We start from the raw sequence: 26,167 nt of genomic DNA on the forward strand, positions 1-26,167 counted from the left end.
CATGCGCGTCGCGGCGGCCCAGGCCAGTTCGCTGCCCGGCGGGCCGGCAGCGAACGTCGGCAACCACTTGCGCTTCGCCGAGGCCGCGGCGGCGGCGGGCGTGCGGCTGCTGGTCTTTCCCGAGCTCTCGCTGTCGGGCTACGACCTCGCGGGCCTGGCCCAGTCGGCTGTCCAGCCGCTGGACGAAGCGCTCGCGCCGCTGCGCAGTGCCGCGCGTCGCCATGGCATGGCACTGGTGGCCGGTGCGCCGGTTGTCTCCTCGCAGCCCGGCGGCAAGCCCGGAATCGGTGCCATCACCTTCCGGCCGGACGGCGGCGTCAGCGTGTACCGCAAACGCCATCTGCACCCGGGAGAAGAACTCTACGCCGAGCCGGGAACGGAGGAGGCGCATGTACAAGACTTCGAGGGCCTGCCGGTGGCCATGGCGGTATGCGCCGACGTCTCCCATGCATCGCATGCCGATACGGCTGCGCGCTCGGGAGCGGCGCTGTATGCCGCTGGGATGGTGATCTCCAGCGGCGGCCATGCGCACGACACGGCATGCGCGCAGGGCCACGCGAAGCGCTGCAGGATGGCGGTGCTGCTGGCCAACCACGGCACGCCGACCGGAGGCTATGACTGCGTGGGCCGCAGCGCATTCTGGGCACCCGGAGGTGAGCGCATGGCCGAAGCTCCCGGCACGGGGGACTGGCTCGTCATCGCGGAACGCACCATGGCGGGCTGGACCGCTTCCACGTGCCGCGTGGCGCCGTGAGCGTCTCTCGCTCTGTTTACTCCGCGCTCATGTGGGGCGCCCGGCCCCTGTTGCTGCGCAAGCTGCGCCGCCGCGCGGTGGCCGAGCCGGGCTACGGCCATGCGGTGGAGGAGCGTTTCGGGCAGTATGGACAGGCTGCGGCACCTGGGAGGGACTCCCCTGACGGACCGCTGGTCTGGATCCATGCCGTCTCGCTGGGCGAAACCCGCGCCGCTGCCATCCTGCTGAACGAACTGCGCAGCCAGTTGCCCGGCATGCGCCTGCTGCTGACCCACGGCACCGCCACGGGCCGCGCCGAAGGGGCCAGGCTGCTGCGGCCCGGTGACGTGCAGGTCTGGCAGCCATGGGATACCCCTGGAGCCGTGGGCCGCTTCCTCGAGCATTTCCGGCCCGCGATCGGCGTGCTGATGGAAACCGAGATCTGGCCCAATCTGGTGGCGGGCTGCCGGCAGCGCGGCATTCCACTGGTGCTGGCCAATGCGCGGCTCAACGAGAAGTCGCTGGCGGGCGCGCGGCGCTGGGCCTGGCTGGCGCGGCCCGCCTACGCAGGACTGTCGGCGGCCTGGGCGCAGACCGAGGCCGATGCCGAACGCCTGCGCGCGGCCGGTGCCCGGGTGGAAGGCGTCTTCGGCAACCTGAAATTCGACGTGGTGCCCGATGCGGCGCAGCTGGCGCAGGGCAGGGCATGGCGCGACGCCAGCCCGCACCCGGTGGTTCTGCTGGCCAGCAGCCGCGAGGGCGAGGAAGCGCTGTGGCTGGAGGCTTTGCATGCCTTGCAGTCCACCACGGGAAGCATGGCCCATGCCGGCGTGCAGTGGCTGCTCGTGCCGCGCCACCCGCAGCGCGTGGCCGAGGTGCGCCAGCGCATCGAGGTGGCCGGCCTCACGGTCTCCAGCCGCAGCGGCTGGGCCGGTGCGCCCGGCGCGGCCGACGTGTGGCTGGGCGATTCGCTGGGCGAGATGGCGCTCTACTACGGCATGGCGCACGCGGCTCTGCTGGGTGGCAGCTTCGCGCCGCTGGGCGGGCAGAACCTGATCGAGGCCGCGGCCTGCGGCTGCCCCGTGGTGACCGGTCCGCACACCTTCAACTTCGCCGAGGCGGCGCGGCTCGCCTGCGAGGCGGGCGCCGCGCTGCGCGTGGCGGACATGGCCGAAGGCGTCGCGGCCGCCAGGGCCCTGGTGCACGACGCGGCCGCGCTCGCCGCCACCCGGGACCGCGCCCTGGCGTTCACCCAGGCGCACCGGGGCGCCGCGCGGGCCACGGCAACGGCCGTAGTGCGGCAACTGCAGGGGCGCTGAAGGCATTTGCGGGCCTTGTCCCACCGGACACACCGGTGCGTCCATGCCAGCACAGCCCGGCGGCGCCCGAGTTTCTATCGTGGCTTGAAGCGGCAGACGCCCCGTGCGTCCACCGCCTTCCGCCCCACCGCGGGCCCGCCAACCTTCCTCGATAGGAACCGTTCTTCCATGACTGCAACCCGTTCACTTCTGCGCCAGGCCGGTGGCTCGCTGGCCGTGGCGCTGCTGCCGCTTTCCGCGTGGGCCATCGACGTCGATCCCGGCGACTACGTGCCGGCACCGGCGGGCACGACCGCGGGACTTCTCTATTACCAGCATGCCCAGCGGGACCGGCTCTACGCGCAGGGCCGGCAGGTGCCGATCGATGCACGGCTGAATTCGGACGTGGGCATCCTGCGGCTGGTGCGCTACATGACCGTGGGCGGACTGACCGTGGCGCCTCAGGTGCTGCTGCCCTTTGGCCGGCTGGATGCGGGGCGGGATACCGCCACGCTGGGGCGCACCAGCGGCGTGGGCGACGTGATTCTGGCGGCGCCGGTCTGGCTCGTGAACGATCCGGAGTCCAGCACCTATCTGGGCATCTCACCCTACCTGTATCTGCCCACCGGCAGCTACGATCGCGACCGCGCGCTGAACCTGGGCGAGAACCGCTGGAAGTTCGACCTGCAGGTCGGCTTCGTGAAAGGGCTGACCCCGAACTGGCACATCGACCTGACCTTCGACTCGATGCTCCATGGCCGGAACGACGACTTCGGTCCGACCGGCCGCACGCTGAAGCAGGACCGGCTCGACCAGGGCCAGGCCTACCTGCGCTACCAGTTCACGCCGGGGACCAACGCTTTCGTGGGCATCTCGCAGACCTGGGGCGGTGCCACGCGGGTGGACGGCGTGGCCAACGGCGACGAGGCCCGCCAGCGCAAGGTGAGCATCGGGGCCAGCCACTTCATCCGGCCCACCACGCAACTGATGGTGACCCTGGGCCGCGATCTGAAGGTGAGCAATGGCTTCAAGGAAAACGCGCGCATCAACCTGCGGCTGCTGCACGTTTTCTGAAAGGAATGGGGAGAAAGGGCGATGGACCTCATCCAGGTCCATCGCCTGACCGCTCAGCCGGGTTGTGCCTGCTCCGCCTCCTGCCGCCGCAGCAGGAAGCGCTGGATCTTCCCGCTGGGTGTCTTGGGCAGTTCCTGCACGAAGGCGATCTCCCGTGGGTAAGCGTGGGCCGACAGGCGCTTGCGCACGTGCTGGCGCAGGGCTTCGGCCAGGGTGTCGTCGCCCTGGAAGCCGGCATGCAGCACGACGAAGGCCTTGATCAGTTCGGTGCGCTCCGGATCGGGCTTGCCGATCACCGCAGCCTCGATGACGGCAGGATGCTCGATGAGCGCGCTTTCCACGTCGAACGGGCCGACCCGGTAGCCCGAGGTGGTGATCACGTCGTCCGCGCGGCCGACGAAGCTGATGCTGCCGTCGTCGTTGAGCTCCACGGTGTCTCCGCTCAGGTAATAGGGGCCCTGGAATGGCTGGCGCGCCGTGCCTTCGTAGCCGCCGAACCAGAAGAGCGGCGACTGCGACACGTCCACCGCCAGTGTGCCCGGCTGGCCCACGGGCAGTTCCCGGCCCTCGTCGTCCAGCACCACCACGCGGTGGCCCGGCGAGGCGAAGCCGGCCGCACCACGCCGCACCGGGTGCGCGAGCGCGTGGTGGTTGCACAGCACCATGCCCAGTTCGGTCTGGCCGTAGTGGTCGTGGATGGTGCAGTCCAGGCTTTCGGCGAACCAGCGGATGACCTCCGGCGTGAGCGGCTCGCCCGCGCTGCTCACGGCGCGCAACTGCCCGCGCAGCGCGGGTTCCACCACTTCGCGCGATGCCATGAGCAGGCGGTAGGCGGTGGGGGAGCCGGCCAGGTTGGTGATGCCCAGTTCGCGGATGACGCGGCAGGTGCTTTCCACCGTGAAAGGGCCTTCGTAAAACGTGGTGGCATGCCCCAGGGCCAGCGGTCCGGTCACCGCGTAGTAGAGGCCGTAAGCCCAGCCCGGATCAGCCAGGTTCCAGAAACGGTCTTCGGGTTGCAGGTCCACCGCGTCGCGCATGTAGCCGACGAAGGCGACGATGGCGCGGAGCGGCACGGCCAGGGGCTTGGCCGGGCCGGTGGTGCCGGAGGTGAACATCAGCAGGAACGGGTCGTCCTCGCTGCGCAGCACGGGATCGAAGTGGGGCGGATAGGCATCCAGCAGCGGCCAGAAATCGCCGTCCACGGTGAGCACCGGGGGGGCGCCGGCCACGTCGTCCATCTTGGGGCGCTGCGCGGCATCGGTCACCACCAGCTTCGACGCCGCCCTCTGCACGCGGTGCTCGATGGCCTTGGGGCCGAAGGCGGTGAAGAGCGGTTGATAGACCGCGCCGATCCGCCAGGTGGCCAGGATGGTGACGAGCAGTTCGGGCGTGCGCGGCAGCAGGCCCGAAATGCGGTCGCCGGCACGGATGCCCTGCGCGTGGAAATGGCCGGCGAGGCGGGCCGAGGCTTGCTGCAACTGCTCGAAAGTCCATTCGGCCCGCTGGCCGTCGCGGCCGATCCAGTGCAGCGCGACCGCGCCGGCGCCGGCGTGGCGGTCGCAGCATTCGACGCATGCATTCATCGCCTCGGGGCGGCCCGAGAGCACGTCGCGCGCCATGCGGGCGGCATCGAAATCACGGATCCGGGTGGCATAGTCCTGCATGAAAGAAAGTCTCCTGGGTTGTTGTTTGGGGCGCGTCGCAGGCCTCGCGCGGCGCGGCAGGGTCGCTGGCAGCGGCTGCGCCGTTCAGGCCGGTGCCTGGAGCCGGGCATCGCGCATCATGCCGGTGGCCGGGTGGCACTGGATGTACTCGAAATGCTGGCTGGCCGCATCGCTGACCGACACCTCATGGTATAGCCTGAGCTTGGAGAGACCGGCCGCCACCTTGAAGAAGGTGCCGAAGATGCGCAGGTGGGTCGGGTGGGACTCTGCCCACCGCTCCAGCAGGTCCACCGAACGCCAGTGGCCGATGTTGTAGCTCTGGTCGAGCCGGCGGCCGTCCAGGTCGATGTTGTGCACGTAGCGGTTGCTGTAGCAGCCCACGGCCGCGCCCTGGTCGCGCAGGAAGTCCATGCCGGCGTGCAGGGTGGGCTCTATGTCCTCGAGGTAGAGCCGGCGTTCCTCGGCCTCCGCTTCCATCCAGTCCTGGCCGGACCGTATCAGCGCGATGTTGTCGTGGCCCCTTACCACCACGCGGCCGCCGTGCGCGGGGTCGCCCTCTGCAATGAGCAGGGTGCCGCGTGCCTGCATGCGGTCCACCTGGGACGCGGGAAAGCGGTCGCGCATCGATCCCCAGTAGCCGTGCTCCTGGATGTCTCCGCTGGTGGACTCCATCACCCCGCCCACGCCGGGCAGCGCATCCTGGAAGGCGTAGAGGGTCTCGAACTGTTCGGCACGCGGCGCGCTCACTTCGCGGAAGTACCCGAGGCCTTCCTGCAGTCGCTCCGGCGCGTTCCACCAGCCGGCCTGTGCGGGCGCCTGCATCCAGCGCCGGTGGGCCTCCGGGTCGCGCCAGTAGCCGACGGCGATGAGGTTGTCGTACCCCTGGGCATCGATGTGGTGCGTCAGGTCGTGCCGGAGGGGGCCGTCTGGCGCACCGAAGGCGGCGACCCATTCGCGCAGCACGGCGAGGGCACGCGGCTTCTGCGCTTCGCCCTGGTACTGGATGCCGAAATAGGCCATCACGACCTGCTGCAGGTCGGCCTGCGGGCGCGCCACCCACATCGGAAAGGGCGGCTGGTAGTCGTCCGCCACCCGGCGCGAGAGCGAGCGGGGGCATTGCAGGCGGGGAGGGATCGCTGATTCCATGAGAGGGCTCCTTGTGGGGGGCGGGTTTTTCACGGCCCGGGGCGGTCGCCGAGGCCGGCGCGGGCATCGAAGGGCGCAGCGCCGGGCAGCAGGGGCCAGGTATCCGGCCCTTCGGCGATTTCGGCGGGCGTGAGCAGGCAGGCGTCGAGCTCCCGGCGCAGCGCGTCGTGGTCGAGGTGCTGGCCGATGAACACGATTTCCTGGCGGCAGTCGCCCGCGGGCTCCTGCCAGTGCTGCAGGACGGCGGCCAGGCGGGGCTCGTCCGCCGGCCATGCTTCGCGGGGCACGAATCGCCACCAGCGGCCGACGTAGTCCCAGCGGAACGCGCCGCCGGTCTGCACCAGCATGCCGATCTCCGCAGGGCGGCTGGCCATCCAGAAGTAGCCCTTGCAGCGCAGCAGCCGTCCCCGGGCCCAGGGCCGGTCGAGCCAGTCCAGCAGGCGTTGGGGGTGGAAGGGCGCGCGCTCGCGATACACCCAGGACGCGATGCCGAAGCTGTCCGACTCGGATTCGCCCTGGTCGGCCACCTCCATGCGGCGCATCCACCCCGGTGCGCGGGCGAGGCTGGGCAGATCGAAAAGCCCCGTGTCCAGGAGTTCGCGCGGATCCACCTGGCCGTTCGCCATGGGCAGGATGCGGGCCGCGGGGTTGAGGGCCGAAAGGAGGGCGCGGAGTTCGGCGAATCCGGCCTCGCCGATCAGGTCGCAGCGGCTGACCAGGATCACGTTGGCGCACTCCACCTGCTCGGTCAGCAGGGCGGCGAGCGGGCGTTCGGCCGCGCCGTCGGCGGTGGGTACGGTGTCGGGCGCAGCCAGCCATGCCTGGAACCGGCTGCCGTCCACCACGGTAGCGAGGGTGTCGAGCCGCGCCAGTTCGCTGAGGCAGAAACCGTCGGTATCCAGGAACGCGAAGGTCTCCGCGACGGGCAGTGGCTCGGAAATGCCGGTGGATTCGATCAGCAGGTAGTCGAAGCGGCCTTCCCGGGCCAGGGCACTGACCGATGCCAGCAGGTCGGCGCGCAGCGTGCAGCAGATGCAGCCGTTGGTCATTTCCACCAGCTCGTCGCTGCCGCGGTGCAGTGCCACATCGCGCCGCAGGTCGCCAGCGTCGATGTTCACGTCGCTCATGTCATTCACGATGACGGCCACGCGCAGCCCGCTGCGGTTGTGCAGGATGTGCTGCAAGAGCATGGTCTTGCCGGCGCCCAGGAAGCCCGAGAGCACCGTGACGGGCAGCCGGGGCGGCAGCGGCGTGGCCGGGCTGCCTCCCACCTCGCCGGGCCTGGCAGCATGGAGCGCTGCCGTCATGCCGCGACGGTGTGCGCTGCCGGCCGGCGCTCCGCAGGGGCAGCAGCCGGGCTGGCGGCCGGCACCTTGTCGAGATAGCTCTCGAACAGGTCCACCACCACCAGCCCGTCGTCGGCAGCGCTGCCCCAAAGGTCGCGGACGCTGAATTGCACGTGGTAGGTGGGCTGGTGCTCGGCACTGGCGTCACCGTGGCCGATGGCGTCGGGGAACGGCCATTTTTCAGTCGTGCGGTGCAGGACCACGCCTTGCTTGCCCCGCACGTAGGCCGGGCAGCGGATGTGGCCGCTGAAGTATTCGTCGCGCACCACCACCCGGTCGCCCACCTCGAAGGGGGCCCGCCCGGTCACCGCCGCGCGGCCTGGGGAATGCGCCGGATTGGCGAGCTTGAAGGGCGAGCCCAGGGCCTCGTCCAGCTCCTGCTGCGTGAGCACGCCCGTTTCCACGAGCAGCGTGGCCACCGCGATGACGTAGCGCTCGTAATAGCGCGTGCCGACGTGCTGGCGCACGTCGATGCGTTCGACGGCATGGCGCACCTCGTCGATGCTGAATTTCTGCAGGTGCGCCGCGCCGAGGAACAGCAGGCAGTAGCCCAGGTGTTCCCAGTCTTCCTTGAAAACCTTCTGGTAGTCCAGGCTGTTGATGGTGTGCGGCACCTTGCCGAAGCCTTGGAATCCGCCGAGATCGTGAAAGCCGTCCATGTCGAACCTCCGTGGGAGCGTGGATGTGAGGGGACTGTGCTGGGGGAGCGGGCGCGGCGTCAGGCCACGCGGGGCAGGGCGACGCCGATGAGCACGTCCTTGGTGACGAGCTGGCGCAGTTGCGCTTCGTCCATGTGCTCGGTACCTGCCGGGCGCATGGGCAGGACGAGGTAGCGTGTTTCGGCGCTGGTGTCCCAGACCCGCACGGTGACGTTGTCTGGCAGTTCGGTGCCCAGTTCGCGCAGCACCGTGCGTCCCTCCCGGACCAGGCGGGCGCGGTACTCGAAGCCCTTGTACCACTCGGGCGGCAGGCCCAGTACCGGCCAGTTGGTGCATGAGCACAGGCTGCAGACGATGACGTTCTTCACCGTGGGCGTGTCTTCGATGGCCACGATGTACTCGCCCTGCGGGCCGGTGAAGCCATACTCGGCGCAGGCGGCGGTGCCGTCGCGCAGCAGCAGTTCGCGGTAGGCCGGGTCGGTCCAGGCGCGCGCCACCACCTGCGCGCCGTTGGCGGGGCTGAACTGGCGGCCCAGCAGGTCCTTGAATCCTTCGATGTAGCCTTCGGGGATCAGGTTCTTCTTCTTCAGTGCCGCCTCCAGCGCGAAGGCGCGCTGCGCCGGCGTGGTGGTGTCAACGGTGGGATAGGCATCGTGGGGCATGGGATATCTCCTGTGGGTTCGGGAAACACATGGGGAGGAAAGAGCGCCGTCGGGTGTCAGAGCGCCGGATGCAGCCGGTGCCAGTCGGTGGCGCGCTGCCAGGCCCAGCCGGCGCGCACCAGCAGCGCTTCGGCGAAGTGCGGCGCGACGAACTGGAAGGCCACCGGTGCGCCATGGGGCGTGCGCCCGCCGGGCAGGGTGATGGTGGGGTGGCCCGTGGAGTCGAAAGGGCAGGTGTAGCGCAGCATGTCGGAGAAGAGCTGGGCATCCGTGCCGAAGCGTGTCATCAGCTCCATGCTGGCGCCGACCACCGCCGTGGCCGGGATGAGCAGCAGGTCCACATCCTTGAAGACGGCATTGACGCGGCCGCGGAATTCGGCGCGGCGCAGCCAGAGCTTCTGGTACTCGGTCGCGCTGATCTGGCGGCCCATCTCGATCACCGCCGACAGGCCCGGGCCATACTCGGCCGCGCGGGAGGGATGGGTGGCCTCGTGCGCCACGGCGGTTTCCACGGCGCACAGCGGCGTCCAGTCCTGCAGGGCCTGCTCTGCGTCGGGGAAGTCCACTTCGCGCAGGCTGCCTCCCAGCGGTTCGACCAGCTCCAGCACCGACTGCAGTACCGCCCGCGTCGGGGCGTCGGCGCGGTCCAGCGTCCAGGCCCGGTCGATGCCCACGCGCAGGCCGTTCAGGCCCCGGGTCATCTGCGCGAGGTAGTCGGGCACGGGCTCCTGGCTGGCCGTCGGGTCTTTCGGGTCGGCGCCGGCGATCACCTGCAGCACCGCCGCGGCATCGGCCGCGCTGCGTGCGATGGGTCCGATGTGGTCGAGGGAGGCTGCCAGTTCGAAGGCCCCATGGCGGCTCACCCGGCTCCAGGTCGGCTTCAGCCCGGTCACCCCGTTCGCGGCCGACGGAAAGCGGATCGAGCCGCCCGTGTCCGTGCCCAGCGAGGCGAAGCACAGTCCTGCCGCCGTGGCAACGCCGGAGCCGCTGGACGATGCACCCGGCCACAGCGTGTCGCCCCAGGGATTCAGCGGTGCGACGACCTGCGGATGGTGGTCGGCGAACGCGCCCTCGGTCTGCTGCAGCTTGCCCAGCAGCACCGCGCCGGCCTCGCGCAGGCGGCGCACGGCGGTGGCATCTTCCTGCGGCCGGTAGTCCCTGTGGATCGTCATGCCATGGGCCGAAGGAACACCCTGCGTCCAGAGAAGGTCCTTCACGGCGATCGGCACGCCGTGCAGCGGGCCGCGTGCCCGGTTCGCTGCGATGTCCGCATCGGCCTGCCGCGCATCCCGCAGCGCGTGGTCCGCCATCAGGGTGGCGTAGCTGTGCAGCTTCGCATCGATGCGGCCGATGCGCTCCAGCATGGCCTGCGTGACCTCCAGCGACGAACGCTCTCGCGACTGGATCTGCCTGCCGACTTCCAGCAGTTCGAGATAGTGAAGTTCCGTGTGCGCCAATTGTGTGCTCCTCGCAGCGTTACCGTGGATATCGGCGGAAGGACAGGCCGGGGTTCCGCACTGCGCGCCGATGTGTCTAAGGTATGTCCGCTGCGGCCGGCGCACTGGACTGGCGAGGACGCACCGTTTGTCCGGAAAGGACACCGGGTCCGGCATGCCGCCATGCGGCAGCGGCGCCCCGCCGGCCATGCAGGCCGGCCGGGCGTATGGGCAAAGGGAGGCAGCGGCCCGCGGCGCGGCCGGCCACGGTGGCTGCCGGTCAGCCGCGTATCAGCGTGTGCGGCGCACAGCCGAAGGCCTTGCGGAACGCACGGCTGAAGTGGGACACGTCGGAAAAGCCATGGTCGAACGCGGCTTGCGTGACGCTGCGGGAGCGTCCTTCGGCAAGGGCGCGCTGGCTGGCCTCCAGGCGCAGTTGCCAGACGAGGCCCATGGGCGTCTGCGCATGGCGCGCGAATGCCCGGGTGACGGTGCGGGACGACACGCCATGCGCAGCCGCCAGGCTGTCCAGGCACAGTTCCGGATCGTCGAAATGGCGCTGTATGTAGGTGACGATGCGGCCATGGAGATCGTGCTCGCCAGGGCGCCCCACGTCGCCGCCCATCTGCAGCTCCAGTGCCACGGCGACCAGATCCAGCAGGGTGCTGCCGACCTGGGCGGCAGCATGCGCCCGGGTGCGGTCGAAGTCGATGGATGCCGCCTGCTCGATCATGGTGCGCAGCGGGCTGGCCGCGGGCTGGCCGGCGTCGATGACCTGCGCCGTGAAGCGCTCGGCGCCCGGGCAGCGCTGCAGCAGGGCGCGGCGCGGCAGGCGCAGCAGGTGGAGGGAACGGGCGGAGAGCGTGAAGCCGAAGGGCCGTGCCGCGTCGTACAGCACCATGTCGCCCTGACCCATGACCGCGCACCGGTCGTGCTGCCGGATCCCCGCTTCGCCGTCGGCCATGAGGGCGAGCCACAGGTCGTCGTCCGGGCCGCTGCGCAGGTGGTCGGCGGCACGGGTCCAGTGGTGGGATGGTGCCGCCATGGAACTCACGTCCACCGCCCCCAGCGAGCGCACCTGCAGCCGGGCATCGAAGGCGCCATGGCCCAGCATCTTGCTCGCGGCGGGGACGCAATGCCGGCAGACAACGTCATTCCAGTAGTCGAAGCGACGTTTGGCTTCGACATCCGATGTGGAATAGTCAAGCACACCCATGGGCTGCCTCAAAAAGGAGTAGCTGATCGACATCTCGCACCGGCCCCTGCACCAGAATGGCCCGCGCGCTCTGCAGTAGCGTGCCATTAAGCAGAATCCGTGCCTTGCCATCCATCCGGAGTTACCCCGGGAACGTGACTCCGGCCCCGTGCATGCGTTCTGACACCGCTCAGCGCATGGCGGTTGCCGTGGCGCACAATCGACGGCAGACCGTTCCTTGTCCCGCGCCTTCCCCGCGGGACCGCCGCCCGACATGCTCGACAAGCACTACCTCACCCCGTTGTTCGCGCCCAGTTCCATCGCCGTGCTGGCGGGGCGCGCGGACGCACCCGAGACCCTCACCCCCGCCGCGCGCGCCCTGCACGAGGCGCTGCGCGCGCAGCGTTTCACGGGCACGCTGCAGTTCCTCGACATCCATACCAGCGGCACGCTGGCCGACCTGGCGCAGACGCGCGCCGACCTGGCCGTGATCGCGCTGCCGCCGCAGGACACGGCCGCCGCGCTCGAAGTCGCAGGCCGCATCGGCTGCCGTGCCGCGCTGGTGCTGTCGCACGGCATGGATGCCGACGGTGCGCTCAAGCTCAAGAAGATCGCGCGCCGCGAGGGGGTGCACCTGCTCGGACCCAACTCGCTGGGCCTGCAGCGGCCGCACCTGCAGCTCAACGCGAGCGCGGCCGGGCCGCTGGCGCGCGAGGGCTCGCTGGCGCTCGTGTGCCAGTCCGGCGCGCTCACGGCGTCCATCCTCGACTGGGCGCACAAGAATGCCGTGGGCTTTTCCACCGTGGTGTCGCTGGGGCCGAACACCGACGTGGACATCGCCCAGGTGCTGGATTTCCTGGCCAACGACGGGCGCACGCAGAGCATCGTGGTGTATATGGAGGGCATCGGCAGCGCGCGGCGCTTCATGAGCGCGCTGCGCTCGGCCGCCAACGCCAAGCCCGTGGTGGTGCTCAAGGCCGGCCGCAAGCCCGCCGGCAACGAGGCCGCCCAGACCCACAGCGGCACCATCGTGGGCAGCGACGACGTGTTCGATGCCGCACTGCGCCGCGCCGGCGCGGTGCGCGTGCGCTCGTTCGTGGAGCTGTTCTCCGCGGCCAAGTGCCTGGCGTCGCGCTACCGGCCGGTGGGCCGGCGGCTGGCCCTGATCACCAATGGCGGCGGTCCGGGCGTGCTCGCCGCCGACTGGGTGAACGAGATCCTGCTGGAGATGGGACGCCTGTCGCCCGATGCCGCGCGCGCGCTGGCGCCGCAACTGCCGCCCCTGGCCTCGCTCGCCGACCTGATCGACCTGTCGGAAGAGGCCGGGCCCGCGCACTACCGCGCCGCCATCGAGGCGGCCGAGAAGGACCGGCAGATCGACGGCGTGCTGGCCATCCATTCGCCCAAGCCCGGCACCGACTCCACGGAGGTCGCGCAGGCGCTGGCCGATGCCAAGCGCCTCATGGGCAAGCCGTTGCTCGCCTGCTGGATGGGCGACGCCACCGTGGGGCCGGCGCGCGAGGTGCTGCGCGCCGCCGCCATTCCGAACTTCCGCACGCCCGAAGCCGCCGTGGGGGCCTTCGGCAACATCGCCTCGTTCTACCAGAACCAGCAGTTGCTGCAGCAGACGCCGCCGCCGCTGTCGGCCCTCTCCAAGCCCGACATCGAAGGCGCGCGCCTGATGATCGAAAGCGTGCTGGCCGAGCGCCGCCATGTGCTGACCGAGATGGAGTCCAAGACGCTGCTCGCGGCCTTCCAGGTGCCGGTCACCAAGACGCTGCTCGCGCGCAGCGCGCACGAGGCGATGATGATCGCCACGCAGCTGGGCTTCCCGGTGGCGCTGAAGATTGATTCACCGGACATCGCGCACAAGTCGGACGTGGGCGGGGTGGCCCTGGACATCCACACGGGCACGGCCGCGCGCGATGCCTATACCGACATGGTGCAGCGGGTGGCCCGCCTGCAGCCCGGCGCGCGCATCAACGGGGTGACGGTGCAGAAGATGGCCCGGGCGCGGCGCGGGCGCGAAATCTGCATCGGCCTGGTGACGGATGACCCGTTCGGGCCGGTGATCACCTTCGGCGCGGGTGGCACCATGATCGAGCTGATCGACGACCGCGCGATGGAGTTGCCGCCGCTCAACCAGTTCCTTGCACGCCGGCTCATCGAGCGTTCGCGCGTGGCAGAGACGCTGGGCGAATGGCGCGGCGCCAGCGCCGTGGACCGTGACGCGCTGGAACAGACCCTGCTGCGCGTGTCGGAAATGGTGTGCGCGCTGCCGCAGCTGCGCGAGATGGACATCAACCCCCTGATCGTGGATGCCGGCGGCGTGGTCGCGGTGGATGCGCGCATCGTGGTGCGCGACACCGCCCAGGGCGCCACCGGCCGCAGCGAGGGCTACGGGCACCTGGCGATCCTGCCGTACCCGGCGCGCTACGAGCAGCTCTGGCCGATGCGCGGCGGGGGCGAGTTCCTGGTGCGGCCCGTGCGGCCCGACGACGCGCAGATGCTGCAGCGGCTGGTGAAGGAGCTGTCGCCGGAGAGCCGGTATTTCCGCTACATATCGCAGATCGCGGAACTGCCCGCATCCATGCTGGCGCGCTTCACGCTGATCGACTACGACCGCGAGATGGCCCTGGTTGCCGTGCACCGCGAGCGCAGCGCGGGCGAGGACGGAGAGATCCGCAATACCGAGCGCATCGTCGGCGTATCGCGCTACGTGACGAATCCGGACCAGACCAGTTGCGAATTCGCGCTGGTGGTGGCCGACGATTTCAACGGCCGCGGACTGGGATCGCGGCTCATGCTGAGCATCATGGAGGCCGCGCGCGACAAGGGCCTTACCGAGATCCAGGGCCTGGTGCTGGCCGGCAACCCGAGCATGCTCAAGCTCATGCGCCGGTTGGGCTTCGAGGTGCGTGCCTATCCGGACGATCCGGATTTCAAGCTGGTGGCGCACCAGTTGTGATGCACCCGGCCCGGTGCCGCTTCGGCGCCGGGTGCGGCGCTTCGGGAGGGAAATGGCGCGGCGCCGCTGCCATCGCTGCAATCGGGGCCTCCACCAGGATCCCCTCCACCACGACCATGGCCGGCCTGCCTCCGCTCTCCATTCCCTCGGTACGCCCTGCCCGTGACGGCGAGGGGACTGCGAACCCGGAGGCGGCTCCCACCGGCCCGCCGCGCCCGCCCGGGCCGCACGCCGTCGCCCATGTGCCGCTGCTGGCACGCCGGCGCGGGCAGTCCGGCGAGGGGCCATCGGCGGAGCGCGCACCGCGGCTGGCACCGCTCGATGCCCTGCGCCGCGCCAGCACCTTCGTTCTCCCGCGCTCGCCATCGTCTTTCGATCATGGGAGACGGCCCGGGGCGGGGCGCGCCAGCCCCTCGCACGGTGCGGGCAGCAGCCAGCCGCCCTCGCTGGCATCCCTGCTGGACCCGTCCACGCCGATCGCCCGCGAACGCGACGGTGACTGCTGGAGCCCCGTCCGCGCATTGCGGCGGGAGCGCCGGATGCAGGCGGAACTGCGTGCATCCTCCGGTGCGGGCGTCCTGAGTCCGCACGTGGTGCATTCCATGGGCAGCCCGCCCGGCTGGGAAGCGCGGCTGGCGGCGCTGAAGCCGGGCGCGGCCGAGGTGCAGCAGGGGTTCGAGCGGGTCGATCTCGACACGGCCTGGGACGGGCCGGACGCTGCCGGACCCGCATGGCAGCGCATCGGGGGCGGCGCGTCCGGCGAGGTATATGCCGTCCGGCTGGCAAGAAATTTCATGCAGGGCGGAGAGGACCATGGACGAGACTTCGTGTTCAAGGCCATGCTCTCGCTCGATCCCGAAGACCGTCTGCCACCGCGGCTGCATGCGCAGGCGCCGCAGGATGGCGAGGGCCTCCGGCAAGCCATAGCGGCGCACACGGACCGCATCCACCAGGAGTTCCAGGTGGCCATCTCGCTGCGGGGAACGTCCCAGGTCATGCAGGTGCGCGGGCTCGTCCAGATCGGGAGCCGGCTGGGCATCCTGTCGGAGCGGATCGACGGCGTGCCGGCCGGCGAACTGATCGGCGAGGCCTCGTATGCCCTGGAAGACGGCGACGTCGCAGCGCCGGCGCATATGGAGATGGCGCGCACCATGATCGCGGACGTGCTCATCGCCCTCGCGCGGTTCCACGACGAAGGCGTGGTCCACCAGGACATCTCCCACAACAACGTGATGTACGACCGGCAGCGCGGCATGTTCCGGTTGCTGGACATGGGGCAGGGCGCAGAGCCGGGCGGCCCGAGGGCGCAGGGCACTGCAGGCTACATGGACATGCACGCCGCTCGGGCGGACCACCGCAGCGACGTGTATGCGGCGGCCCAGTTGCTGGTGCGCCTGCTCAAGACGCCAGCGTACCGTCTTGGCATGGCGGGCATGTCCGGATCGCGGACCGTGGAGGACTTTCCGTTCGCGCCGGCATTGAGGGCGCTCGTGCCCGGCCGGCTGGACGCGGCGGTGCGGTTCATCAACCGCATGATCGGCCGGCAACCGGACGCCCGCAGCACGGCCGAGGAGCTGCTGGGCGACCCGTTCCTGCAGGAGCTGGAGCCCCGCGCATTGACGCGTGCCACGGTGGAGAAGGTACTGAACCCCGAAACGCCGCCGGGATGAGGGCAGGCCGCCCCACGGCGTCCGCCACTGGGGGTGTCAATGCGCGGTGATCGCGTCCACGGCCCGCAGGTCTTCGGGCGCCAGCGTGCCTGCGGCCTGGCGCAGCTTGAGCGTGCCCAGCAGCACGTTGTAGCGCGCCTGGGCCAGGTCGCGCTTGGTCTGGTAGAGCTGGCTCTGTGCATTGAGCACATCGATGTTCACCCGCACGCCCACCTGGTAGCCCAGGCGGTTGGCGTCCAGCGCGCTCTGGCTCGATGCCTCCGCGGCTTCCAGCGCACGGACCTGGCCCTGGCCGGACTGCACGCCGAAGAAGGCGCTGCGCACGGCCTGCGCCACCGTGCGGCGGGCGTTTTCCAGGTCCGCGCGGGCCTTGTCTTCGAGCGACAGGGTTTCGCGGATGCGGTTCTGCACCGCGAAGCCCGCGAACAGCGGCAGCGTCATCTGCACGCCGACCGTGGCGGCGCGGGCAGTGGAGTGAATGTGCGGGAGCGTGGTGGTGCCGTTGGGGTTGCGGACCACGTTGTAGCCCGCCTGCAGGTCCACCGTGGGCAGGTGGCCGGTTTCGGCCTTGCGCGTTTCCAGCCGCGCCACATCCAGCGCGATGGTGGCCTGGCGCAACTGCGGCTGCAGCTCGTCCGCCGTCCGCACCCACGCCTCCGCATCGGCCGGCGCCACCGTGGGCAACTGCACGGGCTGCGCCAGGGGCAGGGGAGAGACGCCCGGCCGGCCCACCAATTGATCCAGCGCGAGCTGCTTGACGCGCAGGTCGTTGTCCGCCGCGATCTCCTGTGCCTCGACGAGGTCGAAGCGCGCCTGGGCCTCGCGCGAATCGGTGATGGTGGCGTTGCCCACCTCGAAATTGCGCTGCGCCGAAGCCCGCTGTTCCGACACCGCGGCTTTCTGGGCCCGCAGGAAGGTGAGGGTGTCCCGGGCCGCCAGCACGTCGAAATAGGCTTGCGCCAGCCGCACGACCAGGTCCTGGCGCGCGGCCTCGACCCGGGCCTGGGCGATGTCGGCGCCGCGCTGCCCCTGCTCGAAGGCGATGCGGTTGGCGGGGCGGTACAGCGGCTGCGAGGCCGTGATGCCCGCCGCCTGCTGCGGCGTGCCGATATCCAGTGGCGGGCGATTCACGTCGGTGCGGGTATAGGAGGTGCCCGCCGAGAGTCCCGCGCTCGGAAGCAGGCCGGCGCGCGCCTGCTCCGCGCGGCTGCCCGCGGCCTGTGCATCGGCCAGCGCCGATTGCAGCGGGGCGTCGTAGCCCTGTGCCAGTTCGTAGAGCTCCGGCAGGCTCTGCGCGGAGACGGTTCCGGCCGCCGCCGCGAGGACGAAGGCCAGTGCGCAGGCGGCGCGGCGGGAATGCAGTTGCGTGCGTCGGGAGGTCATGGCGGACAAGCGTCTCTTCCTGGCTGATGAACTGTGAAGCGGACCGTTCGGGCGGCAGGGATCCCGCCCGGCCTCCTGGAAGGCGGACGCGGAGCCGTCACCGCGATGTCAGTAGCGGGGCACCCCGGGGTCGCGCTCGTGCGACCAGGCGTCGATGCCGCCCGAGATGTTGGCCAGCCGCTGGAATCCGTGCTGTTCGAGGAAAGACGCCACCCGCAGGCTGCGCATGCCGTGGTGGCACAGGCACGCGACGGGTCGCTCCGCATCCAGGTCGCCGAGCCGGGCGGGGATCTCGCCCATGGGAATGGCGGCGATGTCGAATCCGCCGCCTTCCGGAGCGCGCACGCTCGCGGTCTGCAGTTCCCAGGGCTCGCGCACGTCCAGCACCAGGGGGCGTCCACCGCCGGCCTGGGCGGAGAACCATGCGTCGAGCTGGGCGGGACGTACTTGGTCGATCATGGAAGAGAGATCCTGTGTCAGAAGGTGAAGCGGGGGCGCTCCGGGAAATGCAGCAGGCGCGATGCGTTGGTATCCCACGGTTGGGTGGCCGCGAAACGGTCGCCCGTGCGGCGCACGAAGGTGGCGCGCATCACGGGCTCGTCGCCGGTGATCGCCGCCAGGCGGCCGCCTTCGCGCAGCAGCGCCAGCAGGTGCTGGGGCACTTCATGCACCGAGCCGCTCAGCACGATGACGTCGAACGGACCGTCCGGGATGGCGTCGCGCGCGCCGTCGCCCTGGCGCACCGTCACGTTGTCGATGCCGGCGCTCAGCAGGTTCTCGCGGGCGAATTCCACCAGGTCGGGCACGATCTCCAGCGTGACCACATGCTCCGCGCGGTGCGCGAGCAGCGCCGCCATGTAGCCGGAGCCGGCGCCGATCTCCAGCACCCGGTCGGTCGGCTTGACCTGCAGGTCCTGCAGCATGCGGGCTTCCACGCGCGGGGCCAGCATGCACTGGCCCAGGCGCTGGGCTTCCTCGGCGGAGGGGTTGAGCGGGATCTCCATGTCCATGAACGCCATGCCGCGGTACGCGGGGGGCACGAAATCCTCGCGGCGCACGACGTTCAGCAGATCCAGCACATCGGTGTCGAGCACGTTCCACGGGCGGATCTGCTGCTCGATCATGTTGTAGCGGGACAGCGTCACGGGATCGCTGGCGTCGGCGGTCGTGTTGTAGGGAAGGGTCATGGGGGATTTCTCCGGTGCACGGGATCAGGACAAATCGTCGATTTTAGGCGCGCAGTCCGGCTGCCGTGCCTGCGGCACTGCGGCAACCCCGTCCTGCCGCACGCAGAAGCCCGCCAGCAGGTTGTCCACCTGCGCGTCGATGAAGCGCTGAGGCGTCACCTCGTCCGACTCCGGCATGCAGACGCCCGAATGGCGCCACATCATCATGAACACGAGCGGCGCGGCCACGACCTGCACGGCGCAGTCGAGGTCGAGTTCGCGGAACTCGCCCCGCTGCACGCCGCGCTCGAGCAGGCGGCGGATGAGGCGGTGGCTGGGAAGCACGACCTCGTCGCGGTAGAAGGCCGCGATGTCCGGAAAGTTGTGCGCCTCGCTCAGCACGAGTTTGGAGATGCCGGAGGCCTTGGTGGCACCGATGTGCGTCCACCAGAGTTCATAGGCATGGCGCAGCAGTTCGGAGGTGCTGTGGGGATAGTGCTCGATCTCCACGTCCCATTCGGCGAAATGCCGCGCCAGGTTCTGTCGCACGACTTCCTTGAAGAGGTCTTCCTTGCTCGGGAAATACAGGAACAGGGTGCCCTTGGACACTCCGGCCCGCGCCGCCACCTCGTCCACCTTGGTGGCGGCATAGCCGCGCTCCACGAAGAGGTCGAGCGCGGCCTCGAGCAACTCGCCCGGACGCGCTTCCTTGCGGCGGGCGCGGCGAGGCGATGGCGCTGAAGACGGAGGAGGGGAGGGAGCGCGGGAGGCCATATTAATGACTGACTGGTTAGTAATGTAGCGACCCGCTTCGGCTGCGTCAACGGTTCTCCGGGCATCCACCGCCGGAACGGGCAGGGCGACGGCGTCCTACTGCAGCATGGCGGGCGGATGGCTAGCATGGCGGCACGCCACCCTCCACACAGCACAGGAAAACCATGGAAAGCCCCGACAACACCCCATCCGAAACCATCACCCTGGGCGGTGGCTGCTTCTGGTGCACCGAAGCCGTCTTCGACCGCGTGCGCGGCGTCACCGACGTCGAGAACGGCTATGCCAACGGCCAGGTGCCGCACCCGACCTACGAGCAGGTCTGCTCGGGCAGGACGGGCCATGCGGAGGTGGTGCGGCTGACCTTCGATCCGAAGGTCATCGGGCTGCGCGAGATCCTGGAAATCTTCTTTGCCACGCACGACCCGACCACCCTCAACCGGCAGGGCAACGACGTGGGCACCCAGTACCGCAGCGGCATCTACACCGCCACGCCCGCGCAGCAGGAACTGGCCGAGGACATGGTGCGGCAGATGTCGCAGGACCGGCTGTTCGGTGCGCCGATCGTCACCGAAGTGCAGCCGCTGGAGTCCTACTGGCCGGCGGAGGACTACCACCAGGACTACTACCTGAACCATCCGGAGCAGGGCTACTGCGCCTTCGTGGTGGGACCCAAGGTGGAGAAATTCCGCAAGACGTTCGCGCGCTACCTCAAGCCCGAATAGCCATCGCCGGCCGTTGGCGTGCGGCCTGGATGCATAATGCAACACGATTGCATTAACAGGCTTGCATCACCAGGCCGCACGCCATGCCGATTCCTGCCGCATCCACGGACCCGTCCGCGCCATCGCCTTCCGCCGCGCAGCGTGCGCTGCCGCAGGGCCTGCGCTCCACGCGGGCCGTGCGGGCCGTGCTGGCGCTGATGGAGGCCGACCCTTCGGCCGCGCGCTCGGGCACGGAGGTCGTCGCGGCGCTGGAGCGGCGCGGCGTGCCGGCCAACCGCGTCACGGTCTATCGCCTGCTGGACCGCCTCGCCGTGGCCGGGCTGCTCGATCGCCATGTGGATGCGCAGCGCGTGACGCGCTATACCCTGGCGGGCAGCTCCCAGGAGCGCTGGGGTGCGCGCTTCGAGTGCGCCGAATGCCACCGCCAGTTCCGCATCGCCGACGGGGCGGCTCCGCTGCGCGCCGCCATGCGCCGCGTGCTGCAGGCCCTGGCGGAGGCCGGGCACGCGGAGCTGGCCGCGGATGTCTCCGTGCGCGGCCGGTGCGCGGAATGCGCTGGGGCTGGGGCCGGGGAGACCCGCGGATGATCCGGTCGCGAGGGCTGGAATTCGTCCATTCCGGCGGCCCGTCCCTGCGTTTTCCCGACGTGGACCTGCCCCAGGGCGGCTGCCTGCTGCTGCGCGGGCCTTCGGGCTCGGGAAAGTCCACCTGGCTGGCCCTGGCTGCCGGCCTGCGCTCGGCATCGGCCGGCACGCTGGTGGTGGCGGACCGGGATCTGGCCGGAGAGCTCCGGCCCGGCCAGGCGGGGCGCGACGCATGGCGCGCGCGCACCGTCGGCTTCCTGCCTCAGGCGCTGCACCTGTCGCCTGCGCTCACCGTCTCCGAGAACCTCGCGCTGGCCTTCTTCGCGGCCGGACTGCCCCGGGACGACCGGGCGATCGCCGCGGTGCTGGACCGCCTGGAGCTGGGCGGGCTGGCCCGGCGCCGTCCGCACCAGCTCTCCGGTGGCCAGGCCCAGCGGGTGGCGCTGGCGCGCGCCGTGCTGCTGTCGCCGCGCGTGCTGCTGGCCGACGAGCCCACCGCCAGCCTCGATGACGAGGCCGCCGCCGCTGCGCTGGCGCTGCTGGCCGGCAGCGCCGCCGGCTGCGGGGCCACGCTGGTGGTCGCCACGCACGACCGCCGCGCGATCGACGCGCTCGCGTCCCGGGCCGTCGCGGTGGCGCTGGAACGGGTGGCACCGCCCCCGGCCGAGGAGGCCTTGCCATGAGCGCGGCAGCCCGTGCCGGCGAATTCCTGCGGCTGTCATGGCGCTACCTCTGGTCGCGCCCGCTGGCATCGGCGCTCAACCTGCTGCTGCTGACGCTGGGGCTGGCCGCCGTGGTGCTGGTGCTGCTGGTGTCCGAGCAGGTGGACCGGGGCTTCGAGCGCGATGTACAGGGAATCGACCTGGTGGTCGGCGCCAAGGGCAGCCCGCTGCAGCTGATCCTGGCAGGCGTGTTCCACATCGACGTGCCGCCCGGCAACATCGCGCTGCAGGATTTCGAGGCCCTGCAGCGCAATCCGCTCGTGGCGCAGGCGGTTCCGCTCAGCCTGGGCGACAGCTTCGCCGGCTACCGCATCGTCGGGACCACGCCGGAGTATCCCGCCCACTACGGTGCCGCATGGGCGGCAGGGCGCGTCTGGAGCCGCCCCATGGAGGCCGTGCTGGGCGCCACCGTGGCTGGGGCGATGCGGCGCGCTGCCGGTGATGCCGGACGCAGCCTCGGCAGCGGGGCGGGCGGGCTGCTGGGGCAGTCCTTCGTCGGCACGCACGGCCTGGCTCCGGGAGGGGAGGCGCATGGCGACAACCCCTACACCGTGGTGGGCGTGCTGCAGCCGTGCGGCTGCGTGCTCGACCGGCTGGTGCTCACCGCCACGGAATCGGTGTGGAAGGTGCATGAATCCGCGCAGGCCGACGACCCGGACGACCTGGATGTGCTGCGCCAGGAGCGCGAGGTCACGCTGGCCCTGGTGCGCTACCGCAGCCCATTGGCGGCGGTGACGCTGCCGCGTGCCATCAACAGCGGCACGCCCATGCAGGCCGCATCGCCCGCGGTCGAGATCACCCGGCTCGTGGGCTTGCTGGGCGTGGGGGCGGACGTGCTGCGCGCCTTCGGCGGCGTGCTGCTGGGCGTGGCCGCGCTGAGCGTGTTCATCGCGCTGTGGAACGCGGTGCGCGAGCGCCGTGCCGACCTCGCCATGCTGCGCATGCTGGGCGCACCGCCGGCCCGCGTGGGCGGCCTGCTGCTCTGCGAGGCGTTGTGGCTCGCCCTGATCGCGTCGCTGCTCGGCCTGGCCTGCGGGCACCTGCTGGCCGAAGGGGTGGGGCGCCTGCTGGCCGCGCGCCATGCCATGCCCGTGACCGGCTGGGTCTGGCTGCCCGGGGAATGGGCCGTTCCCGCGCTCGCCGCGGCGCTGGCCGTGCTGGCCGCCTTGCTGCCAGCCCTGCAGGCTTACCGCGTCGATGCGGGCGAACTGCTCGGGCGGCCCTGAACATTGCAGCCCGTTGACTCCCTTGTTTGTTTTTCTCTGCTCGAAAGGAACCTCCATGCACCGCACTTTCCGATCCGCCGCCATCGCCCTGGCCTGCGCGCCGCTGCTGGCCCTGGCCGCACTGTCCGCCCACGCCCAGGATGCCAGGGAACATGCGCACGGCGACAAGGAGATCCAGGCCGACATCCAGCGCCACCGGGCCATGGCCGCGGCGCACGAGGCCGCCGCCAAGTGCCTGGAGTCCGGCAAGGGGCACGACCAGTGCGTAAAGGAACTCCAGGCCGCGTGCAAGGGCCTGGCCATCGGCAAGTTCTGCGGAATGAAGCACCAGCATTGAGCGTGCCGGCCCCGGGCCGGTGCCGCATGCGATGATCGCGTCCGCGAACACCGTGCATCCGATGAAATTCCCGCTTTCGATCCTCGCCTGTGCCCTGGCATGCACGGGCACCCTGGCCGCGCAGGGGGCTGCACCCGTCCCCGGCGGCGTGGGTGCGGCCGGTCCTGCACTGTCGTCGCCGCTCGGGGCACCCCCCACTGGCGGCCTGCCCGGCGGCCCTCCCGGCCCTGGAGGACTCCCGGCCGGTTCCGGGCCTGGTTACCACAGCCCGCAGAGCCCGATCAAGCCCTTGCCGCGGCGCGAGGATGTCGTGCCCTGGTCCACGCTCACCAACCTCACCAAGAAGACCCTGAAGACGCGCATCGCGCCCGTGTTCAATGCCGAGCAGAAAGCGCTGGACGGCAAGGTGCAGCGCCTGCAGGGTTTCATGGTGCCCATGGACACGCGCCCGCTGCAGCGCCATTTCCTGCTGACCTCCGTGCCGCTGACCTGCGCGTTCTGCATTCCCGGCGGACCGGAGAGCATGGTGGAGGTGAAGGCCTCCGTCGGCGTGCCGTATTCGCTGGAGCCCATCGTGGTGCAGGGCGAGTTCAAGACGCTGGGCAATGACGAGTACGGCCTGTTCTATCGCATGGTCAACGCCGAGCCCGTGAAGTGACCCGGCCCGCCGCCACCATCCGCCGCTGCTCCCTGGGCGCGCTGCCACCGGCAGGCGCCCTGCGGATGCGCGGCCGCGCGTTCGCGCTATGGATGTGGCTGGCGGCGGCCCTGGTGCTCGCTCCGGCGCTGGGCCGCGTGCACCAGGTGGTGCATGGGCCGGTGGCGGCCATGGCGCAGCAGGGCGCCGGCGCCGGTCTCATCCCGCCGTCGCATGGCCGCGATGCCGGCCTGCTGGAGGCGCTGTTCTCGCACCATGCGGACAGCGACTGCCATCTGCTCGACCAGTCGCTCTTCGGGGCGGCCCTGCTGCCGGCGCTGTTGCCGGCAGCGATGCCGGCGGCGGCTCCGGCACCTGACGAGCTGCCCGCAACGGGCGTGGGCGCGCGGCCGCAGCGCGCTTTCCTGGCCCGCGCGCCACCGCATTCCCGCGCGGCCTGACCTGGCCTCCGCCGCTCGACCCGCCAGGGCGCTGCGGCCTTCCTCCTTTTTTTGCATTCGCCGCGCGCCCGCCGTGGCGCCTGCATGCCTGCACCGGGCATGCGGGCAGCACGCGCGCGGCGCCGTGTCCTCTTTCTTTTTCGTCGTCCGTCATGAATTCCAACGCTCTTTCCTTCCCGGGCCGCTCCGGCCGCGCAGCACTGCATCCGCTCGCCTGTGCCGTGCTGCTGCTGGCGGCCTCCGGTGCCCGTGCGCAAACGGCCGCCGACACCGACAACGCCTCCGCCGCGCCCCGGGCGCGCCTGCCCGAGGTGACCGTCACCGGCAATCCGCTGGGCACCGACACGGTGGTCGTGCCCGCGGCCCAGCTGTCCGGCGACGACCTCACCCTGCGCACCGAATCGACCCTCGGCCAGACGCTGGACGGCCTGCCGGGCGTCAGCAGCACCTACTTCGGCCCCAACGCCAGCCGGCCCATCATTCGCGGGCTGGACGGCGACCGCATCCGCGTGCTGCAGAACAGCGGAGCCACGCTGGACGCATCGGCGCTGAGCTTCGACCATGCCGTGCCCACCGAGGCACTGACCACCGAGCGCATCGAAGTGCTGCGCGGCCCGGCGGCGCTGCTCTATGGCGGCAGCGCGGTGGGTGGCGTGGTGAACGTGATCGACAACCGCATTCCGCGCGAGCCATTGGACGGCGTGGACGGCAAGGCCGAAGCCTCGGCCGCCACCGGCAACGGCGAACGCGCGGGCGCGGCGATGGTGGAGGGCGGCAACGACCGCTTCGCCCTGCATGCCGACGTGTTCGACCGCAATACGGACGATGTGCGCGTGCCCATCGACCTGGCCTGCACCAAGCCCGGCGCTCCCGGCCTGGCACGGCGCATCTGCAACTCCGCCAGCCATACCCGCGGGGGCGCCGTGGGCGGCACCGCGTTCTTCGACCAGGGCTACCTGGGCCTGTCGGCCAGTACCTACCGCAGCGACTACGGCACGGTGGCCGAAGACGACGTGACGATCGGCATGCGTTCCAACCGTTACGCGCTGGACGGCCTGTGGCGCTTCGGCGCGGGCCCGCTGCAGAGCGTGCGCGTGCAGGCCAGCCACACGGACTACCGCCACACCGAGTACGAAGGCGGCGCTCCCGGCACCACGTTCCGCAATGGCGGCAACGACCTGCGGGTGGAGGCGAAGCACGCGCCCATCGGCCGGCTGCAGGGCGTCATCGGCCTGCAGGCCGAGGCCTCGCGCTTCTCGGCCGAGGGCGAAGAGGCCTTCGCGCCCCGCAGCCGCAGCCACAGCACCGCGCTGTTCCTGCACGAGGAGCTGGGCATGGACTGGGGCAAGCTGACCTTCGGCGCCCGCGCGGAGCGGGACACGGTCGAGTCCTTCGGCAGCCCGGACGTGGACCGCTTCGCCGTGGGCAAGCACGATTTCCATCCGCACAGCGCCGCCGTGGGCGCGCTGTTCAACCTCACGCCCGCCTCGCAGCTCACGTCCAACCTGTCGTACACCCAGCGCGCGCCCAAGGACTACGAACTGTTCGCCAACGGCCCCCACGTCGCCACGGGTGCCTGGGAGACGGGAGACCCGGGCCTCGGACTGGAAAAAGCGACGAGCGTGGATGTGGGCGCGGCCTGGAAGAGCGGTCCGAACCGCTTCGCCGCCACGGCCTTCCTGAGCCAGTTCTCCAACTACATCGGCCTGACGCCCACCGGGCTGCTGCGCTCGGAGGAGGGCGATGTGGTGCCGTCCGGCACGGATGGCGCGCTGCCAGAGTACCGTTACCAGGGCGTGCGCGCACGCTTCTACGGCCTGGAGGCCAGCGGCAGCGTGCGCCTGGTGGGCGAGAGCGGCCTGGTGGCCCCGGCATCCCGCCTGCTCGGCGACGGCTCCACGCTGGACCTGCAGCTGCGCGGCGACATCGTGCGCGCCACCAACCGCGATACCGGCCAGCCGCTGCCGCGCATCGCGCCCCTGCGACTGGGCAGCACGCTGCTGTGGGCGAGCGGCCCCTGGCGCGCGGGGCTGGGTTTCGACTACCTGGCGGCCCAGGACCGCGTGCCCGACGACGGCACCCGCGCGACCGGCGCCTACACGCTGTGGAACGCCTCGCTCGGCTACCGCACGCAGTGGCAGTTCGGCGCCACCCGCAGCACCGCGCTGTGGTACGCGCGGCTGGACAACATCACCGACAAGCTGGCCTACAGCCCGACGTCTATCCTGACGACCACGGCGTTCCCGAAGGCGCCGCTGCCCGGACGCAGCCTGAAGGTGGGCGTGAAGGTGGACTTCTGACGTT

At 70.7% G+C, this 26,167-nt stretch carries 24 protein-coding genes; 13 read left to right on the plus strand and 11 right to left on the minus strand.

Annotation, left to right across the window (positions count from 1 at the left end):
• Position 1: 1 nt before the first annotated feature.
• From ACAV_RS11990 to ACAV_RS12000, 3 genes are all read left to right on the plus strand, one after another.
• Positions 2 to 754, plus strand: a complete 753-nt coding sequence (locus ACAV_RS11990) for a carbon-nitrogen hydrolase family protein (protein ID WP_013594839.1) — start codon at positions 2 to 4, stop codon at positions 752 to 754.
• 29 nt (positions 755 to 783) lie between these two features.
• Positions 784 to 2,052 (plus strand): 3-deoxy-D-manno-octulosonic acid transferase, encoded by a 1,269-nt coding sequence (locus tag ACAV_RS11995; RefSeq protein ID WP_013594840.1) that lies wholly within the window; start codon positions 784 to 786, stop codon positions 2,050 to 2,052.
• 168 nt (positions 2,053 to 2,220) lie between these two features.
• Positions 2,221 to 3,105 (plus strand): transporter, encoded by an 885-nt coding sequence (locus ACAV_RS12000; RefSeq protein WP_013594841.1) that lies wholly within the window; start codon positions 2,221 to 2,223, stop codon positions 3,103 to 3,105.
• Positions 3,106 to 3,158: 53 nt separating this feature from the next.
• Here the strand turns inward: ACAV_RS12000 and ACAV_RS12005 are convergent, their stop codons facing one another.
• The 7 genes from ACAV_RS12005 to ACAV_RS12035 all read right to left on the minus strand — a co-directional run bounded on the left by ACAV_RS12005 (position 3,159) and on the right by ACAV_RS12035 (position 11,234).
• Positions 3,159 to 4,769, minus strand: a complete 1,611-nt coding sequence (locus ACAV_RS12005) for an AMP-binding protein (RefSeq protein ID WP_013594842.1) — start codon at positions 4,767 to 4,769, stop codon at positions 3,159 to 3,161.
• An 84-nt stretch (positions 4,770 to 4,853) separates the two neighbouring features.
• On the minus strand, positions 4,854 to 5,915 hold the full coding sequence (gene oxdA / locus ACAV_RS12010; protein ID WP_013594843.1) for an aliphatic aldoxime dehydratase: 1,062 nt from the start codon (positions 5,913 to 5,915) through the stop codon (positions 4,854 to 4,856).
• A 29-nt stretch (positions 5,916 to 5,944) separates the two neighbouring features.
• Positions 5,945 to 7,222: a GTP-binding protein gene (locus ACAV_RS12015; protein ID WP_013594844.1), complete on the minus strand. Its 1,278-nt coding sequence runs from the start codon at positions 7,220 to 7,222 to the stop codon at positions 5,945 to 5,947.
• Positions 7,219 to 7,920: a nitrile hydratase subunit beta gene (nthB, locus tag ACAV_RS12020; protein ID WP_013594845.1), complete on the minus strand. Its 702-nt coding sequence runs from the start codon at positions 7,918 to 7,920 to the stop codon at positions 7,219 to 7,221. Before nthB ends, ACAV_RS12015 begins: the two co-directional genes overlap by 4 nt.
• A 59-nt stretch (positions 7,921 to 7,979) precedes the next feature.
• Positions 7,980 to 8,582 (minus strand): nitrile hydratase subunit alpha, encoded by a 603-nt coding sequence (nthA, locus tag ACAV_RS12025; RefSeq protein ID WP_013594846.1) that lies wholly within the window; start codon positions 8,580 to 8,582, stop codon positions 7,980 to 7,982.
• A gap of 56 nt (positions 8,583 to 8,638) precedes the next feature.
• A complete protein-coding gene (locus tag ACAV_RS12030; RefSeq protein ID WP_013594847.1) occupies positions 8,639 to 10,039 on the minus strand; it encodes an amidase in 1,401 nt (466 codons plus the stop codon).
• A gap of 259 nt (positions 10,040 to 10,298) precedes the next feature.
• Complete coding sequence (locus tag ACAV_RS12035; RefSeq protein ID WP_013594848.1) at positions 10,299 to 11,234, minus strand: AraC family transcriptional regulator; 936 nt, start codon at positions 11,232 to 11,234, stop codon at positions 10,299 to 10,301.
• 253 nt (positions 11,235 to 11,487) lie between these two features.
• On the opposite strand from ACAV_RS12035, the gene ACAV_RS12040 reads away from it, so the two are divergent.
• Together ACAV_RS12040 and xopAU are read left to right on the plus strand one after the other, a co-directional pair.
• On the plus strand, positions 11,488 to 14,181 hold the full coding sequence (locus ACAV_RS12040) for a bifunctional acetate--CoA ligase family protein/GNAT family N-acetyltransferase (RefSeq protein WP_013594849.1): 2,694 nt from the start codon (positions 11,488 to 11,490) through the stop codon (positions 14,179 to 14,181).
• Between the two features lie 116 nt (positions 14,182 to 14,297).
• Positions 14,298 to 15,851 carry a XopAU family type III secretion system effector serine/threonine kinase gene (gene xopAU / locus ACAV_RS12045; protein WP_244875464.1) on the plus strand — a complete coding sequence of 518 codons (1,554 nt, stop codon included), beginning with the start codon at positions 14,298 to 14,300 and terminating at the stop codon, positions 15,849 to 15,851.
• Between the two features lie 36 nt (positions 15,852 to 15,887).
• Here xopAU and ACAV_RS12050 read toward each other — a convergent pair whose 3' ends face one another.
• From ACAV_RS12050 to ACAV_RS12065, 4 genes are all read right to left on the minus strand, one after another.
• Positions 15,888 to 17,234 (minus strand): TolC family outer membrane protein, encoded by a 1,347-nt coding sequence (locus ACAV_RS12050; protein ID WP_013594851.1) that lies wholly within the window; start codon positions 17,232 to 17,234, stop codon positions 15,888 to 15,890.
• A gap of 108 nt (positions 17,235 to 17,342) precedes the next feature.
• On the minus strand, positions 17,343 to 17,693 hold the full coding sequence (locus tag ACAV_RS12055; protein ID WP_013594852.1) for a rhodanese-like domain-containing protein: 351 nt from the start codon (positions 17,691 to 17,693) through the stop codon (positions 17,343 to 17,345).
• Positions 17,694 to 17,710: 17 nt separating this feature from the next.
• Positions 17,711 to 18,421 (minus strand): protein-L-isoaspartate O-methyltransferase family protein, encoded by a 711-nt coding sequence (locus ACAV_RS12060; RefSeq protein WP_013594853.1) that lies wholly within the window; start codon positions 18,419 to 18,421, stop codon positions 17,711 to 17,713.
• A 24-nt stretch (positions 18,422 to 18,445) separates the two neighbouring features.
• A complete protein-coding gene (locus ACAV_RS12065; RefSeq protein ID WP_013594854.1) occupies positions 18,446 to 19,174 on the minus strand; it encodes a TetR/AcrR family transcriptional regulator in 729 nt (242 codons plus the stop codon).
• Between the two features lie 164 nt (positions 19,175 to 19,338).
• Here ACAV_RS12065 and msrA point away from each other — a divergent pair, with 164 nt between their 5' ends.
• From msrA to ACAV_RS12105, 8 genes are all read left to right on the plus strand, one after another.
• Positions 19,339 to 19,896: a peptide-methionine (S)-S-oxide reductase MsrA gene (gene msrA / locus ACAV_RS12070; protein WP_013594855.1), complete on the plus strand. Its 558-nt coding sequence runs from the start codon at positions 19,339 to 19,341 to the stop codon at positions 19,894 to 19,896.
• An 83-nt stretch (positions 19,897 to 19,979) separates the two neighbouring features.
• The gene (locus ACAV_RS12075) at positions 19,980 to 20,483 is read left to right on the plus strand and encodes a transcriptional repressor (protein WP_013594856.1); all 504 of its coding nucleotides are present in this window, start codon (positions 19,980 to 19,982) and stop codon (positions 20,481 to 20,483) included.
• Positions 20,480 to 21,163: an ABC transporter ATP-binding protein gene (locus ACAV_RS12080; protein WP_013594857.1), complete on the plus strand. Its 684-nt coding sequence runs from the start codon at positions 20,480 to 20,482 to the stop codon at positions 21,161 to 21,163. Before ACAV_RS12075 ends, ACAV_RS12080 begins: the two co-directional genes overlap by 4 nt.
• Positions 21,160 to 22,428, plus strand: a complete 1,269-nt coding sequence (locus ACAV_RS12085; protein WP_013594858.1) for an ABC transporter permease — start codon at positions 21,160 to 21,162, stop codon at positions 22,426 to 22,428. Before ACAV_RS12080 ends, ACAV_RS12085 begins: the two co-directional genes overlap by 4 nt.
• 55 nt (positions 22,429 to 22,483) lie before the next feature.
• Positions 22,484 to 22,765 (plus strand): hypothetical protein, encoded by a 282-nt coding sequence (locus ACAV_RS12090; protein WP_013594859.1) that lies wholly within the window; start codon positions 22,484 to 22,486, stop codon positions 22,763 to 22,765.
• Between the two features lie 61 nt (positions 22,766 to 22,826).
• Positions 22,827 to 23,423 (plus strand): DUF3299 domain-containing protein, encoded by a 597-nt coding sequence (locus ACAV_RS12095; RefSeq protein ID WP_049791254.1) that lies wholly within the window; start codon positions 22,827 to 22,829, stop codon positions 23,421 to 23,423.
• Positions 23,420 to 23,863: a hypothetical protein gene (locus ACAV_RS12100; RefSeq protein WP_157768762.1), complete on the plus strand. Its 444-nt coding sequence runs from the start codon at positions 23,420 to 23,422 to the stop codon at positions 23,861 to 23,863. The genes ACAV_RS12095 and ACAV_RS12100 overlap by 4 nt, the downstream gene beginning before the upstream one ends.
• 152 nt (positions 23,864 to 24,015) lie before the next feature.
• A complete protein-coding gene (locus tag ACAV_RS12105; protein WP_013594862.1) occupies positions 24,016 to 26,163 on the plus strand; it encodes a TonB-dependent receptor in 2,148 nt (715 codons plus the stop codon).
• Positions 26,164 to 26,167: the final 4 nt, after the last annotated feature.

It is taken from the genome of Paracidovorax avenae ATCC 19860, assembly GCF_000176855.2.
Classification (GTDB): domain Bacteria; phylum Pseudomonadota; class Gammaproteobacteria; order Burkholderiales; family Burkholderiaceae_C; genus Paracidovorax; species Paracidovorax avenae.

Coding starts and splice junctions, on each gene's coding strand:
- nthB (WP_013594845.1), bottom strand. CDS start 7,920: ATGGACGGCTTTCACGATCTCGGCGGATTCCAAGGCTTCGGCAAGGTG.
- ACAV_RS12095 (WP_049791254.1), top strand. CDS start 22,827: ATGAAATTCCCGCTTTCGATCCTCGCCTGTGCCCTGGCATGCACGGGC.
- ACAV_RS12090 (WP_013594859.1), top strand. CDS start 22,484: ATGCACCGCACTTTCCGATCCGCCGCCATCGCCCTGGCCTGCGCGCCG.
- ACAV_RS12105 (WP_013594862.1), top strand. CDS start 24,016: ATGAATTCCAACGCTCTTTCCTTCCCGGGCCGCTCCGGCCGCGCAGCA.
- ACAV_RS12000 (WP_013594841.1), top strand. CDS start 2,221: ATGACTGCAACCCGTTCACTTCTGCGCCAGGCCGGTGGCTCGCTGGCC.
- ACAV_RS12040 (WP_013594849.1), top strand. CDS start 11,488: ATGCTCGACAAGCACTACCTCACCCCGTTGTTCGCGCCCAGTTCCATC.
- ACAV_RS12065 (WP_013594854.1), bottom strand. CDS start 19,174: ATGGCCTCCCGCGCTCCCTCCCCTCCTCCGTCTTCAGCGCCATCGCCT.
- ACAV_RS12060 (WP_013594853.1), bottom strand. CDS start 18,421: ATGACCCTTCCCTACAACACGACCGCCGACGCCAGCGATCCCGTGACG.
- oxdA (WP_013594843.1), bottom strand. CDS start 5,915: ATGGAATCAGCGATCCCTCCCCGCCTGCAATGCCCCCGCTCGCTCTCG.
- ACAV_RS12035 (WP_013594848.1), bottom strand. CDS start 11,234: ATGGGTGTGCTTGACTATTCCACATCGGATGTCGAAGCCAAACGTCGC.
- ACAV_RS11995 (WP_013594840.1), top strand. CDS start 784: ATGTGGGGCGCCCGGCCCCTGTTGCTGCGCAAGCTGCGCCGCCGCGCG.
- xopAU (WP_244875464.1), top strand. CDS start 14,298: ATGGCCGGCCTGCCTCCGCTCTCCATTCCCTCGGTACGCCCTGCCCGT.
- ACAV_RS12050 (WP_013594851.1), bottom strand. CDS start 17,234: ATGACCTCCCGACGCACGCAACTGCATTCCCGCCGCGCCGCCTGCGCA.
- ACAV_RS12005 (WP_013594842.1), bottom strand. CDS start 4,769: ATGCAGGACTATGCCACCCGGATCCGTGATTTCGATGCCGCCCGCATG.
- ACAV_RS12080 (WP_013594857.1), top strand. CDS start 20,480: ATGATCCGGTCGCGAGGGCTGGAATTCGTCCATTCCGGCGGCCCGTCC.
- msrA (WP_013594855.1), top strand. CDS start 19,339: ATGGAAAGCCCCGACAACACCCCATCCGAAACCATCACCCTGGGCGGT.
- ACAV_RS12075 (WP_013594856.1), top strand. CDS start 19,980: ATGCCGATTCCTGCCGCATCCACGGACCCGTCCGCGCCATCGCCTTCC.
- ACAV_RS12055 (WP_013594852.1), bottom strand. CDS start 17,693: ATGATCGACCAAGTACGTCCCGCCCAGCTCGACGCATGGTTCTCCGCC.
- ACAV_RS12085 (WP_013594858.1), top strand. CDS start 21,160: ATGAGCGCGGCAGCCCGTGCCGGCGAATTCCTGCGGCTGTCATGGCGC.
- ACAV_RS11990 (WP_013594839.1), top strand. CDS start 2: ATGCGCGTCGCGGCGGCCCAGGCCAGTTCGCTGCCCGGCGGGCCGGCA.
- ACAV_RS12015 (WP_013594844.1), bottom strand. CDS start 7,222: ATGACGGCAGCGCTCCATGCTGCCAGGCCCGGCGAGGTGGGAGGCAGC.
- nthA (WP_013594846.1), bottom strand. CDS start 8,582: ATGCCCCACGATGCCTATCCCACCGTTGACACCACCACGCCGGCGCAG.